General features: G+C 62.1%; 10 protein-coding genes. 7 read left to right on the plus strand and 3 right to left on the minus strand.

Going from position 1 to position 15,219, the window contains the following annotated elements; translation table 11 throughout:
* Window positions 1-3 precede the first annotated feature (3 nt).
* Window positions 4-609 carry a chemotaxis protein CheC gene (locus tag JNK74_22175; protein ID MBL7648892.1) on the minus strand — a complete coding sequence of 202 codons (606 nt, stop codon included), beginning with the start codon at window positions 607-609 and terminating at the stop codon, window positions 4-6.
* Between the two features lie 170 nt (window positions 610-779).
* Between JNK74_22175 and JNK74_22180 the strand changes: the two genes are divergently transcribed.
* The gene (locus tag JNK74_22180) at window positions 780-2,768 is read left to right on the plus strand and encodes a heparinase II/III family protein (protein ID MBL7648893.1); all 1,989 of its coding nucleotides are present in this window, start codon (window positions 780-782) and stop codon (window positions 2,766-2,768) included.
* A 118-nt stretch (window positions 2,769-2,886) separates the two neighbouring features.
* The gene (locus JNK74_22185) at window positions 2,887-3,402 is read left to right on the plus strand and encodes an O-acetyl-ADP-ribose deacetylase (GenBank protein ID MBL7648894.1); all 516 of its coding nucleotides are present in this window, start codon (window positions 2,887-2,889) and stop codon (window positions 3,400-3,402) included.
* Between the two features lie 47 nt (window positions 3,403-3,449).
* On the opposite strand, the gene JNK74_22190 is transcribed toward JNK74_22185, so the two are convergent.
* Together JNK74_22190 and JNK74_22195 are read right to left on the minus strand one after the other, a co-directional pair.
* Window positions 3,450-3,731: a hypothetical protein gene (locus tag JNK74_22190; GenBank protein MBL7648895.1), complete on the minus strand. Its 282-nt coding sequence runs from the start codon at window positions 3,729-3,731 to the stop codon at window positions 3,450-3,452.
* 11 nt (window positions 3,732-3,742) lie between these two features.
* Window positions 3,743-3,904, minus strand: coding sequence for a hypothetical protein (locus tag JNK74_22195; protein MBL7648896.1), 162 nt, complete (start codon window positions 3,902-3,904; stop codon window positions 3,743-3,745).
* Window positions 3,905-4,218: 314 nt separating this feature from the next.
* On the opposite strand from JNK74_22195, the gene JNK74_22200 reads away from it, so the two are divergent.
* From JNK74_22200 to JNK74_22220, 5 genes are all read left to right on the plus strand, one after another.
* Window positions 4,219-5,085 carry an aldo/keto reductase gene (locus tag JNK74_22200; protein ID MBL7648897.1) on the plus strand — a complete coding sequence of 289 codons (867 nt, stop codon included), beginning with the start codon at window positions 4,219-4,221 and terminating at the stop codon, window positions 5,083-5,085.
* A 374-nt stretch (window positions 5,086-5,459) separates the two neighbouring features.
* Complete coding sequence (locus JNK74_22205) at window positions 5,460-7,127, plus strand: DUF1800 family protein (protein MBL7648898.1); 1,668 nt, start codon at window positions 5,460-5,462, stop codon at window positions 7,125-7,127.
* 50 nt (window positions 7,128-7,177) lie between these two features.
* Entirely contained in the window at window positions 7,178-8,563 is a 1,386-nt protein-coding gene (locus JNK74_22210) for a DUF1501 domain-containing protein (GenBank protein MBL7648899.1), read from the plus strand.
* A 244-nt stretch (window positions 8,564-8,807) separates the two neighbouring features.
* Window positions 8,808-14,252, plus strand: a complete 5,445-nt coding sequence (locus tag JNK74_22215) for a right-handed parallel beta-helix repeat-containing protein (protein MBL7648900.1) — start codon at window positions 8,808-8,810, stop codon at window positions 14,250-14,252.
* A 346-nt stretch (window positions 14,253-14,598) separates the two neighbouring features.
* On the plus strand, window positions 14,599-15,198 hold the full coding sequence (locus JNK74_22220; GenBank protein MBL7648901.1) for a hypothetical protein: 600 nt from the start codon (window positions 14,599-14,601) through the stop codon (window positions 15,196-15,198).
* The last annotated feature ends 21 nt before the right edge of the window (window positions 15,199-15,219 follow it).

Below are 15,219 nucleotides of genomic sequence, written 5' to 3' on the forward strand. Positions count from 1 at the left end.
GCGTCACTCATGAGGCATCAGGGCTCCCAGCGCCTCCAGCAACGAATCGAGCGCTCCAACTTCAAACAGCAACAGTAAATCCCCTTCGATCTGATGACCTTCAAGTGTAAAACGGGTGCGCGCCAGCATCACTGTGTAGCCCTTGCCCCGATCCGGGGTGCAGAGCAGGCTTTCGGCTTTCTCTTCCAGGTACGTGGGCACGGAATAGACGAAGTGCTGGCCCAGCATGCCGCTGATGGTGCCCAGAACGCCATTGATGACAATGTTTCCGACTTCACTGAGCGTTCCCGCCTGGATCAGATCGAAATCGTCCGAATCCAGCGCCTCCCGGGTCAAGACGGTCACCAGTTTTGACGCGCTTGCGGTGGAAAACAGCAACTGCGCCTTGCCGGAAAAGGCGCCCTGATAACCCAATTGCACGGCGGAAAGGTGATCGGGGCCCGAGCCCCGAAGCTGATCCAGATAGGCGTCCAGCGCCTGGATCCGCACGGGTGACGCCTGCAGGGAAACGTGGGACTGGAGCATGGTCTTGAGCACCCCGGCTCCCCGGCCCATGCCGACGTTCAGCACCTCGGTGAGGGCATCGATCTGCTTGTCACTCAGCTTCATTCAACACTCCGGCAGGCCCGTACAAGGACTGACTGTGGGCCGCGCCTGGCGCGGCCTCGCTATACCGCTCGTTCCGGTTCGGGAACCCGCCGCACACGCCACGCACCCGTCGTGACCTCTGAGTAAACCCTCCCGTGCCGCAAGTATACGCAACCCGTAAAGAAACCACAATGACGTATTGCCGCCACAGCTTGCACCGGCGCCTCCGGGCCTGCTTTAATCGCTTCGACATCGGGCTTTCCCCGAATTTCCTGCGAATCTCCCGGAGCATCGGCACCATCATGAAACCTCTGCAATCCACACTGCTTCGACTAGGCATGCTGCTCCTGCTCTGGAGTGTCCCGATAGCGCCGGCCCGAGGTGTGGAGAGCGATCCGCTTGCGACGCTGAAACCGGGCCATCCGAGGCTACTCCTGGATGATGCGGCGCTGGCGGCCCTGAAGGTGCGGACCCGGGACGACCCAGCCTTCGAGCGCATGTGGGCCCAGGTTCAGGATCAGGCCCTGACCTACCAGCAGGCCCCGGCACTCAAGCATGAACTCAAAGGCCCCCGGCTCCTGGCGGTCAGCCGCGATTGTCTGGATCGGGTCTATGCACTGGCCTTCGCCTGGCGCTGGACCCGCGACGAAGCCTATGCCGGAGCGGCCATCGCCAATCTCAAGACCGTTTGCGCTTTCCCGGACTGGAATCCGTCCCATTTCCTCGACGTGGCCGAGATGACCCATGCGGTGGCTATCGGCTATGACTGGCTCTATGACGCGATGGATGAACCCACGCGCACCGAAATCAGGGCTGGACTCATCCGCCATGGCCTTGAGGCGGGCGTGGCGGCCTACGCCGGTGATGCGTGGTGGGTCGGATCGGAGTTCAACTGGAATCAGGTTTGCAACAGCGGTTTGCTGATCGGCGCTCTGGCCGTTGCCGAAACCGATCCCGACTACGCCCGTTCCTTCGTTCCCAAAGCAGTGACCTCCCTGCCGATCGCGCTGGCCTCCTACGGGCCGGAAGGGGTCTGGAGCGAAGGGCCGGCCTATTGGCACTACGCCACACGCTACACCGCCTACGGCATTGCCGCGCTCCGCTCCGCCCTGGGGACCGACTTCGGGCTGGGTGAGACGCCCGGACTTCGAGAAACGGCCTGGTTCCCGCTCCTCACGACCGGGCCAACCGGCCTCCTGCTGAATTTCGCGGATTGCAGCCAGAACAGCCTGCGCAAGCCGATGCCGGCCCTTTTCTGGCTCGCAAAGACCTACGACCTGCCCGCGGTGGCTTCTCTGGAGCACGCGATGCTGGAGATGGAACCCGCCGAGGCGTTGCACCTGATCTGGTATGTGCCGAAGCCGGCGGGCGCCTCCGCCGCGCCGCCCCGAGACCGGGTCTTCCGGGGTAGTGTGCCCGTGGCGGTAACGCGAAGCGACTGGGAAGATCCCGATGCGCTGTTTGTCGGGGTGAAAGGAGGCTATAATCAGGTCAATCACGGCCATCTGGATCTGGGCAACTTCGAGATGGACGCACTGGGGGTGCGCTGGGCACGGGACCTCGGGTCGGACGACTACAACCTGCCGGGGTATTTTGATCGGAAACCCGGAGGCCAGCGATGGACCTACTACCGCAATAGTTCTCAGAGTCACAATGTACCCCTGATCGACGGCCAGGGTCAGGACCATTCAGGCAAGGCGGACATCACCCGCGCGGGGAGCAACGCGGGCTGTGCCTTTGCCATCCTCGACCTCAGCGGCGCCTACTCGGCCCAAACCCATTCCGTGGCGCGGGGCGTCGCGGCCATCGCGAATCGGAGAGCCCTGATCGTGCAGGACGAATTCTCGCTGAAGGCGCCTGCCTCAATCACGTGGGGCATGACGACGGATGCGGCGATTACCATTTCAGAACCGGGAGCCGCCACATTGGTCCAGAACGGAAAACGTCTCGAGGCCCGCATTCTCTCTCCGGAAAACGCGATCTTCACGACGGAATCGGCGGAGCAAGCCGAACCGCAGCGAACCAACAAGGGGGTAAGCCGATTGATCGCCACCGTTCCTCCGGGCGCGGAATCCGTCACCCTCTCGATCTTGCTGCGCCCGGAATGGCCGGGCGAAAATGAAATCCCGATTCCCGATGTTCGACCGCTGGAACGGTGGGACGGAATCTGGAACCAATGACCTTCCGATGGGGTCGCATGGCGTAACGACGAGAAGTGACGCCCGCATAACCGCACTCCCGATCAGTGAAGCAGTGGGAAGCTCCACGCGCAACTACGGGACAAGGAATCCCGATACCATGCCCCGTGCCCGAATCGAAATTGTCGAAGGCGACTTAACCCGCCAACACGTCGACGCGATTGTCAACGCCGCCAACGAAAGCCTCCTCGGCGGGGGCGGTGTTGACGGTGCAATTCACCGCGCGGGCGGTCCCGCCATTCTGGAGGCCTGTCGCAAGCTCCACGGCTGCGCGACTGGAGACGCCAAGATCACCACGGGGGGCAATCTGCCCGCGAAACACGTTATTCACACCGTGGGGCCGATTTTTCGCGGCGGCCAGCAGGGCGAACCCGAGCTGCTTGCCCGCTGCCATCGTCGCAGTCTCGAGGTCGCCCTTGAAAACGCTCTCAAGACCATCGCCTTCCCGGCCATCAGTTGCGGCGTGTATGGCTATCCCATTCCAGAAGCGGCATGGATCGCCCTGGGCACGGTTGCCAGCGTTCTGGAGAGCCACGGGGAAATTGAACTCGTCCGCTTCGTCCTCTTTGGCAGCGCGACCCATCGGGCTTTTCTTCAGGCATATGAAAGGCTCTGACGTTGGCCCATGCGGCAACAGTGAAACGCTACCGACATCCTGTTGAGCTATCCCCGACCTCGCCGGTGCTTGTAGCCCGAGTGGGTGCCGCCCCAGCCGCCCAAATCAAATACGACGCCAACGATCACCAGCGCGAGACCGAGGCCATGGACGGCCCCCACTTCGTTCATGGCGATGGCGTAGGCCAGGGTGGTGTAGGGCATGACGAAGAATCCCGCCAGGGGCACAATCGTGGAATCAAAGGCCCGGGCGCCATAGCCCGTGAGCCACACGAGAACCAGCACGACGCGGGGGAAGAAGGCTCCGATCAAAATCATCAGGCAAGGCATAATACTATCTCCTAACGCTCAACAAGAATGAGTAGGCCGGCGGCCAGCGCCAGCACAGACATGAGCACCGCCAGACCGGCGAAGGTGAGATTCACCAGACCGATCAAGCCCGTGGCAATGAGCCAGGCCGCCGCCAGCTTCAACCCAAGGTTCGGGGGTACCTTTCCGCTCATCGTACAATCCTCCTGCCTTCGGCGGCGCGTCAGCCGATCCAATTACACACATCGCGCCTTCGCTATTCGGAGTGCAACTGTCGTGCCAATCGGTCTAAGTCGTTACACGACGCGATTACGAAGATTGCCGCTTGGTGAATCATGCAACTTTAAGGCGAAAACGACGCGATTGTATAGTTTAGAAACAGTATTCGTCTCCATAGGATACATCCCTGGAGAACTTGACTTGATGTTACGCCTCGAATGGCGTAGAGTGGAAACAATTGCTTCAATTCGATTCGGATGCCGCTCGCAACCCTCGGAGGATGTCCGCCATGCGCTCCATCGACCGCCGCACTTTCATGAAGACTTCGGCCGGGGCTTTCGCCGCCTCTTTAATGTATTCAGGCGCCAGCCGTGCCGAAGTGAAGGCCCTCACCGCCACCACCACCCGCACCCTGGGCAAGACCGGCATCACCACGACGCTCCTCGGCATGGGGACGGGGACCGTGTCCTGGAACAAGGACTCCGCACAGATTCGTGCGGGCAAGGATGTCTTCGTGGATACGCTGATCCATGCGCACGAACAGGGCATCCGCTATTTTGACCTGGCGGACATGTACGGCTCCCACCCGTACATGGCGGAAGCCAAGAAGAAGGCGGGGATGAAGCGCGACGAATTGACCTTGCTGACCAAGACCACCAGCAAGACCGCCGAAGAGACCCAGGCCGATGTGGAGCGCTTTCTGAAGGAGGCGGAAACGGACTATCTCGATATTGTGCTGCTTCATTGCATGACGGAAGGCAATTGGAACGAGACCCTCGCGCCATGCATGGAAGTATTGTCCAAGGCCAAGGAAAAGGGTCAGATCCGTGCTCTGGGCGTCTCCTGCCACAATCTGGATGCCATGAAGACCGCGGCCTCCCTCGACTGGGTTGATATCATGCTGAATCGTATCAACCCCTACGGCGTGAAGATGGACGGAACCCCGGAGGAAGTCACCGCAGTACTGAAAACTGCCCACGACAATGGCAAGGGCATGATCGGAATGAAGATCCTGGGCGAAGGACAAATCGCCGACAAGATCGACAGCAGTCTCAGCTTCGTGATGGGACTCGGCTGCATCGATGCCTTCAACATCGGCTTCCTGAACAAGGGCGAGGTTGACGACACCATCAAGCGCGTTGCAATGGCAAGCTGAAATTCGGCGCTCGCCGCCCCCACGGCACTCCTCTCCCGGTCGAGGCGTTCTGCGCCTGTATCCCGGTGTGGACGCACCCCCGCACGTAATTTTTCTGCACCGGGGCGATATTTCTCAAGTTCACCCCTGACGGCCTCTCCAACGCGTCCTTCCCGCATATTTACAGTAAATTCTTTACTTCGCGCGCCGGCAACACAGAAAATCGACAAATTTCCGGCACCACCAAATTCGAGAATTGCGCCCTTATGATATTTTTCGCCACTTGACATGGGGTATTTTCCCCATATGATTAGGGCGGATGACGACGTTCGAAATCCAGAATCGGGGGTGCAACATCTGCATAAGGTCGGAGATCCGACCACGGGAGGAGTACCATGGCGTTACTGGACGAGTATCGTGTGGGTGAAGATGGAAATTGGTCTGATTTGGAGGCCGCCCATCTTTGGCGGCGCGCGGCTTTCGGCGCCACAGCGGCCGAGCTGGCGGTGGCGGTGGGCGACGGCACCCAGGACGCCCTTTACGCCGCAGTCGACAGTCTTTTGGACATACAGCCGGAAGATCCGAACCTGGACGCGCCTTCGGGCCCCGGACGCTGGGGCGGGCCGATTGCGGGCCTCCCGAATCGTGCGGAGGGCGAGGAGGAGCCCCCGGCGGAGGCCGAGGTCAAGTCTCCGCGCTATGACCGCCATCTGGAAGCCCATCTTTTCTACCGGATGTTCTATACATCCCAACCCTTCCAGGAGCAGTTCAACCTCTTCCTGCACGACCACTTCGTATCCGAATTTGGGAAGGTGCGCCAGGTCGTGGGTGATTATCAACCCAGTATCGATTCCTACCAGGCCACGTGCGATCTCCTGTTGGAGCAGAACCGGCTCCTGCGCCAGATCGGTCTCGACGACTTCCGCGAGACGCTGATCCAGATATCGCGCAATGCGGCCATGCTGATCTACCTCGACAATTGGCTCAACGGCGTGGGCGAAGGCCGGGCCCAGGAAAACTATGCCCGCGAGATCATGGAGCTGTTCTCCATGGGCGTGGACAACTACAGCGAAGAAGACGTTCGCGAAATTGCCAAGTGCCTGACCGGGGAAACCCTGGACGGCATACGTGACGACGGCTCGCCGGATGCCTTCGATTACCGATTCCGCGCGGGCAACCATGCGTCGGGAGACAAGAACGTCTTTGGCCTCACGGTCACCGAGGACAACGCCGGCGGCGAATTGATCCAGGTTGTCGACCTCATTCTTGCCCGCGTCAGTGTCAACCCCAATGTCAGCGGCCTCTCCGCCCCCTACAATGACCTTCCCGCCGCGGCCGTTTACATGTCGTGGAAGATCCTTCGCTGGTTTCTGAACCAGAATGTCACCCTCGATCCGCCGGATCCCGCCGTGCTGGAACTGGCCGATTACATGCGCGGCAGCGACGGCGCCCCCTATCCGCAGCGCCGCTACCCCTATGACCTTCGCGCGTGCATGCGGCGGCTCTTTCTGTCGAAGCTCTTCTACGATACGGACAACTTCTTCACCATCACCAAGACCCCGGCGGACTTCTGCGTGGCCGGGCTGCGCATGTCCCAGGCCGCCGTCGGTATTGCCCCGGAGGATTTCGACTACGAACGGGGATTCTGGTGGGATGCGCCCATCGACCGCATGCGGAACATGGGCATGACCCTGTTCAGCCCGCCCAACGTCTCGGGCTGGCGCCATGGCCGCCCCTGGATCAATGCGGAGTATCTCCTCAATCGCTACCAGTTTCTCGAGCGCACCACCTCGCGCTTCGTCACCGAGGAGGCGATTGACGATCTCACCGTCATCAATGGCGGCGTACTGGACCCGGAAGACTACGAAGGGCTCCGGGACTACTTCCTGAAAGCCATTATTCAGGACGACATCGATCGGTGGGCACCGGGCGCCAAAGAAGGCATGATAACGTTTCTCAACGAGCAGGCGGCCGAATCCGACTGGCCGCCCGACCGCTTCCGGCGCCAGGTGCGCGGGCTCATCTTTCTCATGATGTCCCTCCCCATGTGGCAGATGAAGTAACCCCAACCGGAACATCGCGCCCAGCACGCAACGAAGGGAGAACCCGATCCATGAAACTTTCACGACGTGATTTTATGAAAGCCAGCCTCGGCAGTCTGGCCTATATCAGCGCAACGGCCACGGTGCCCGTCTGGGTGGCCAAATCCGCCCACGGCCTCGGCGCGGGCGAATTCGAAGACCGCATCCTCGTGCTGCTCCAGATGGGCGGCGGCAACGACGGACTGAATACCGTGATCCCCTATCAGGATGATCGCTATTACATCGCCCGACCGAATATCGGCATCACCGGCGAATACCATGAACTGGGCGACGGCCTGAATGCGCTCCACCCGCGCATGGGCGATTTGAAGAACTGGTACGACGACGGCTATATGGCCCTGCTGCAGAATGTGGGCTACCCCAATCCCAATCTCTCCCACTTCCTCTCCACGGACTACTACGAGTTTGGCGCCTCCCCCGGCAGCGTTACCGTGCCCGATGGCCGGGGCTGGATTGCCCGCTTTTTCGACAACGCCTGCGCCGGCGTGAACCCCGAGGACATCCCCGCCCTGTCCATGCTCGCCCTCAACACCTACGAGTTGCCCAATACCCTCGCGGGAAGCGACCTCTACCTGCCGCCCCGTGTGAGCGACCTGAACGAGTTCTATCTGCCCGATGACGGCGGCCTGCTGGCGCGTTACCTCTCGGCCTTCAACCGACTCAACGTCCCCAGCTCGGATCTGGACTATATCCAGCGCGTGGAGAATGTCGTCGAGGCCACGGTGGAAGAATTCAACCAGGCAAGCGAAACACCCGACCTGCGCGAGTACCCCGGCGACAGTCTCGGACAGGGTCTTCGCAATGTATCGAAGCTCATCCGCTCGGGACGCAACACCAAGATCTACTATTGCAGCCAGGGCGGCTACGACACCCACGCCAATCAAACGGACGGCAACACCGCTTACGGCGAGCACGCAAACCTGCTGGGCGATTTCAACAACTCGCTCAACGCCTTTCTCAGCGACTTGCGCGACACCGGCAATCTGCACAAGGTCCTCGTGCTCACGTTCAGCGAGTTCGGGCGACGCATCGATGAGAACGGCAGCATGGGCACCGATCATGGCGGCGCGAGCGCCATCATGGCCTTCGGCGGCGGTGTGAAGGGCGGCGTTTATGGCGGCCAGCCCGACCTGAGCGAGGAAGCGCTCCTGCGCGGCAACCTCGCCCACAAAGTCGATTTCCGTTCCATCTATTCCAACGTCATCAAAGACTGGTTCGGCGAAAGCCCCGAGGCGGTTTTTGGCGCCGATTTCAACGACCCCATTTTCGAGATCCCCGCGGGTATGGCCCTGGCCTCCTTTGTCAATCCGAACCCCACGGCGGGCGAGGGTGAAGGCGAAGGGGAAGGCGAGGGCGAAGGAGAAGGGGAAACTCCGATTGGATGCACGATGACCTGAGGCGTCAGATAGATTTACCGGTTTGAACCGATGGCCGCGCCGCTCTCCGCCCGGGGGCGGCGCAGCCTTTACCGCGTGCTTCGCGCTCCCACTGGCATGCTCGGGTTTGTTGTTCCCACCGCAGATCCGGAACCGTCCTGGCGACCCGATCCAACACGAACCCGATGCACAGAATTTGGGCACTTTTTTTGTAATCTGTGCTATACTCCGCCCTTAAATTCTGGTGGACTGGAAACCTCACTTGATGAGCAGCTTAAAATTCGATCTTCGCGCCGCCGCTATTTTTTTGATTCTCTGCGCGACCACAGGGCTTTCCTTTTCGGCTTGGAGTCAACCTTCCCAACTGGAGGCCCCGGTCGTTGCCGAGAGCTTTCCCGCAATCGCCCCGGGCACTTCCCTGCCGCCGGATACCAACGGCGCGGTGGGCCCCAATCATTTGTTGCTGGCAACCAACGGCAGCGTTCGCATTCAAGATCGTTCGGGCAACGTGATCAGTTCGATTACGCTTCTGGCCTTCTGGCAGGACCTGGGGGTGGTTGACGCCTTTGACCCGCGCAGTTACTATGATCCCCATAGCGGGCGCTACATCATGATCACGTGCGGTGATCGCCGCAGCGCCTCCTCGAGCCTGCTGCTGGCCGTCAGCGCAAACAGTGATCCGACGGGAATCTGGCACCGCTGGGTTCTGGATGCGGATCCCGCCAACCTAAGTTGGCTGGACTACGGGAATCTGGGCTTTACTTTCGACGAGATCACCGTCACGGGGAACATGTTCCGCGTGTCCGACGACACCTTCACCGGTGTGCAATTCTGGCGGATCAACAAGGCCTCGGCGCTGGACGGCGGCGCGTTGACCCGAGAGACTTTCAAGGTTACGAACGCGGGAGGCACGCTGGTGCCCGTGTGCACCTTCGATGCCGACGTGAGTACCCAGTATGTGGTGCGCACGGGTTCGGCCAACTTGTTTTCTCAGGGGCGGATCCAGCTTTTCACCCTCGGCGGAATCCTCGGGGCTTCGACCTTTCTGGCCGCGCCCTTTGCGGCGCTGGGCGATCCGTGGTCCACATCCCTCCCCAACGCCCCCCAACTGGGATCCACGGCGACCATCGAGACCAACGACGACCGCCTGCTCTCCGCCGTATATCGCGACGGCCGTATCTGGGCCTGCCACAACGCGGGCTTTCCAGCCGGCGGCGCCGTGAGAACCGGGGCCAAGTGGTGGTGCCTGGATCCGGCAACGGGCATCACCGAACAGCAGGGCGCGCTGGACGACGGCGCGGCGCAGCGTTCCTTTTACTATCCCAGTCTGGTAGTCAACAACCAGGGTGTGATGATGCTGGCCTGCTCGGGAAGTTCGCCCACGGAGTATGTGGGGGCCTTCTACGCCTGGCGCACTCCGTCGAGCCTGCCGGGGACGCTGGATGGCTACCAGAAGTTCCGCGCGGGCGCCGGCCCCTACACCGGACCGCGTTGGGGCGATTACAGCGGCATCTATCCCGATCCGCTGAACGGCGCCTCGATCTGGGCACTGCAGCAGTACGCCGAAGTTTCCAATCGCTGGGGTATACAGTGGGCGAAATTGACCATATCCACCAGCAGTCCCTCGCCGGATACCGATGGCGACGGACTCGATGATGCGGAGGAAGCGGCGCGGGGCACCAATCCCCTGGTGGCGGATACGGATGGAGACGGGCTTGACGATGGCGACGAGGTGACGCGCACGACCAACCCGCTCCAGTCCGACACGGACGGCGACGGGCTGAGCGATGGTCAGGAGGTGGGCCTCGGCACTAACCCGCTGCTTGCCGACACCGACGGCGACGGTATTCCGGACGGCACGGAAGTAGACGGGGGCACGAACCCGTCCAGCAGCGCATCGGTCCTTTCGAGCGTCTACGTGGATGGCGCGTCGGGCAGCGACAGCAGCGGCTTCGGCACACAGGCCCACCCCTGGGCCACTATCGCCCGGGCCGTGGCGGCGGTCCGCGGGACCGCGGCAAACACGGTGTCTATCCGCGTGGCCAAAGGCACATACCGCCACTTGCGCACGGGCGGCGGCGCGCTCATGGCCGACAGCCACGAACATCTGATTGGGGGGTATCAGGCGGGCGCCTGGACCCGGGATATTCAAACCCATACGACGGTGCTGGACGCCTCTATCGCGGTCAGCGGCGGTCCGGCACCCAACGTCGTGGTGCTGAATGGCGTTGTAAATGTCATTCTCGACGGATTCACCGTGACGGGTGCATACGCCCCGGCAAGCGGCCCGGCGAACAGCGCGGGCATATTGGGCGTGGGCCTCGATTCAACCACGGAGATTGCCAACTGCACCGTGATCGGCAATACGGCCGGCACGAATGGAAGCGGCGGTATCCGGCTGATCGACGCGAGTCCCGTAATATCAAGTACGACCATCGCCGAAAACTACACGGACGGCGAAGGTGGCGGGCTCTACGCAGGCGGCGCGAGCGCGCCCCTGATAGAGCGCTGTGTCATCGGCGGCAACCGGGGCGCGGGCGGCGGTGTGTTCATCGGGGACGCGGCCACGGCCCTCATCGCCAATTGCGTTATCAGTGGCAACGATGCGGGACAGATGGGCGGGGGCGGACTCAGCATCGGCGGGGGTGCGGGCACGGTGGTTTCCAATACCACCATCGCGCACAACGACGCGGGTGCCAACGGCGGCGGCGGCGTGGAAGTTCTGGCGGGTACGCCCGTCTTTGTCAATTGCCTCTTCGCGGGCAACCGAAACTACGCCGTGGTCGACTATGCCAACGGCACCGGACTCGTGATGGAAAATTGCCTCTTCGATGGAAATTCGGAGGGCGACTACTACCAGTTTGTGAGCGGCGCCCCCGTGATCCGCAACGGCGCCACCGCCATCAACGCGGGAGTTGTCGGCGCGAGTGGTAATGTTGACGGCCCCTCCGACTTCACCATGCCCCAAGGCGCCTGGACCGCGGCCGTTTCCTACAACGCCACCACGGGGCGAAGCACGCTGACCGATGGCGCGGCCACCTTTGTGCCCGGTGCGCTGCGGGGCCAGTTGATCGCGCTTTCCGCGGACAGGACCGTTCAGCTCCTCATCCAGGACAACACATCGAACGCCATCGAAGTCCGGGGCGACCAGTCCTCGTGGATTCTATCGGGCCAGAGCTACCAATTGGCCGACTACCACCTGGAGCTGGATTCGACGGCCATCGACGCGGGACTCGATACCAGCGGCCCGGCGGATGGCGCGGTCGTGGAGGACTTCGACGGTACGCCGCGCGGCTTCGACGGCGATGGCCTCGGTTCGGTCACGGGCGACGGATCCAACTACGACATTGGCGCCTTTGAGAGCGATACGCCGCCTATTCTGGATACCATCACGGTGACCCGTCCCAATGGGGGCGAGGTGATTCCCTGGGCCACGCTGCAGCCAATTACCTGGAACAGCCGGGGCGACATCGGACCCAACGTGAAAATCGTCGCTCGGAAGGGGAGCTTCAGCGCGGTGCTCTCGTCCATCACACCGAACGACGGGGCCTACGATTGGCTGGTGCCAATGAATTTTCCAGCCGTAAGCGGACTGACCGTCGAGATCAGTTCACTGGCCAACCCGACCATCCTGGATAGCAGCGATGCGCCGTTCACCGTCGTTGGGACGGAGCCACTGGCCGGAACGATCACCGTGCTTTCACCCAACGGCGGCGAGTCCATCCTTCGCAATGTCTCCTATCCGATCACGTGGAGCACAACCGGCAATATCGGTGGCGCGGTCAAGATTGCGCTGCGACGGGGCGCCTCGGTCATCAATGTCACCAGCGTCACGGCAAACAATGGGCGCTTTGACTGGATGCCCGGCAGCCCGGTGGCGTCGGACTACTACATCGAGATCACCGCCGTTCTCGCACCGGCCATCACCGATACGAGCAACGGCCTCTTCAGTCTGGTGAACACCCTGCCCAGTGGAACGCTCACGGTGACCGCGCCGAATGGCGGCGAATCTTATCTTCAGGGCGGGGTTCTCCCTATCGCGTGGACCACCACGGGAACGACCGGCGCGGACGTGCAGATTCTTGCGCGAAGCGCGGGGCAGACCTACACCGTGGCCACATCCACCGCCAACGACGGCAGCTTCAACTGGACCGTGCCCACAGCCCAGGCGCCGGGGACCGACTACAACATTGAGGTGCGCTCCGTCGAACTGCCGAGCATCGGCGATGCCAGCAACGCCGCCTTCACTATTGCCCCGCCGTCGACGCTCACGGTGACCGCGCCAAACGGCGGCGAGTCTTATGAGCAGGGCGGGGTCCTCCCCATCACCTGGACCACGACGGGATCGACCGGCGCCGATGTGCAGATTCTTGCCCGGAGCGCGGGGCAGACCTACACCGTGGCCGCATCCACCGCCAACGACGGCAGCTTCAACTGGACCGTGCCCACGGCCCAGGCGCCGGGGACCGACTACATCATTGAGGTGCGGTCCCTCTCCCTGCCGAGCATCGGCGACACCAGCAACGCCGCCTTCACGATTGCCTCGCCGCCAAGTATTACCGTGACCGCGCCCAACGGCGGCGAATCTTATCTTCAGGGCGGGGTCCTCCCCATCGCCTGGACCACAACGGGAACGACCGGCGCCGATGTACAGATTCTTGCCCGGAGCGCGGGGCAGACCTACACCGTGGCCGCATCCACCGCCAACGACGGCAGCTTCAACTGGACCGTGCCCACGGCCCAGACGCCGGGAACCGACTACATCATCGAGGTGCGGTCCACCTCCCTGCCGGCCATCGGCGACACGAGCAACGCCGCCTTCACCATTCTGACGGCGGCCACGATAACAGTGACGAACCCCAACGGCGGGGAGTCCTACTTCCAGGGGGGCGTCCTGCCGATCGCGTGGAACTACACCGGGGCGGTGGGCGGCAGCGTAAAAATCCTTGCCCGCGGCGCAGGCCAGACCTTCACCGTGACCCCATCCACGAACAATGATAACGCGTTTAACTGGACTATCCCCTCCGCGCAACTCGCCGGGGCCGACTACACCATTGAGGTGAGCTCGGTAGCCTTTCCCGCTGTACTGGATAGCAGCAACGCCACCTTTTCCATCACGGCGCCTGCTTCGATTACGGTGACGACCCCGAATGGCGGCGAATCTTACCTTCAGGGAGCTGTCCTCCCCATCACCTGGAACTCCACGGGCCCGGCGGGCGACAGCGTGAAAATCGTCGCCCGAAGCGCGGGCCAGACCTACACCGTAACCTCTTCCACGAACAACGACGGAAGTTTCAACTGGACCGTACCGTCGGCGCAGTTCCCCGGAACGGATTACCGGATCGAAGTGAGTTCCGTCGCGATTCCGACGCTGTACGACAGCAGCGACGCCAACTTTACGATTGCCACGCCGCCCCCCATGGATAGCCTCACCCTGCTGTCGCCCAATGGCGGCGAGATAATCCGCCGGGGCACCTCCCATGAAATCCGGTGGGAATCGACCGGCAATGTTGGCACCACCATCAAGATTGTGATCCGGAGGGGCGCCTACAGCGGCACCCTCGCGGGGGGAACCCCCAACGACGGAAGCTACATTTGGAACATCCCGGCCACCTACGGTTACGGGCCCGGCTGGACAATCGAGGTCATCTCAGCCGCCACGCCGACCCTGTTCGATGCGAGCAATGCGACCTTCACCATCGAGCCCTGAGTTCGATCAGGTAGACGTCGCAGGCAGGACGGAGGAAACGGGCGTACTTCGGATGCCACCTTAAGTGACTTGGTGCTGCCCCGGGGCTCGGTTTCGTGCTTCACCACGAATACGAAGTATTGTATGATTGCTGCGCGAAGGGATGTAGTTGCTCGCTGAATCACCGATTTCGCTCTTACTCACCTGATGCACACATGGGCGCAGAGAACATACTCTATAGGACCCTGCTCCCGGCGCACCTGTAATTGACTTTGACCGCCGGGCGTGCGAGAATCGATGGGGGTGGGATCTTGGGGCCTGGGTGCCTGGCACCAATGCCATGTATCCGCGGGCTATTGGAGTGGCCATGACTTCTGCACGCAATTGGTTCTCGTTCAATTGCGACGTGATGCGGTTCTACCGCCTCTCCGCCCTCCTGTTGCTTGTTCTACTTGTTCCGGGGGCTGTGGCGCTGGACGCCCTGGCGGGTGATTCGCGGACCTTTTGCGCGGCTGTGCCGGCGACGGACTTCTCTGGGGGGCATGTGCCGTGGTCGTACGACGTGGGAGCCGACGCCGACCTGGCGGCCGCGCCCCTTTCCCCCCGCGCGGACGCGCGTCATTGGGCCGCTCCTTCCTCCGATACCACCCCCCGCGCCCTGGTGTACGAACTGGCGCTTTCCGGGTTCGTGGCGGCGCTCGCGCTGGCCGCCCTGTTTCTCTTCTCCACTCGCCGCTGGGGCGCCCACGGAAGCGTGGGCCGAATGCGACTGCTGGTCACGGCCGGTGGCACGGACGTTGCCGGGTTCGCGCTCACATTGACATGGCTCGTGTTGGAGCGGATCGAACAAAGCGAGCGGGACTCGGTTGTCGACGAGCTGCAGTCAAGCCTCCGGATGACGCGGGATACCCTAGCCCGGATATTTCACCACCCGGGGAGCCATCGCGCTTGTAGGTCGTTTTTTTGATTTTGATGCGGATTTTTGGGC

This window comes from Candidatus Hydrogenedentota bacterium (assembly GCA_016791475.1).
Classification (GTDB): domain Bacteria; phylum Hydrogenedentota; class Hydrogenedentia; order Hydrogenedentales; family JAEUWI01; genus JAEUWI01.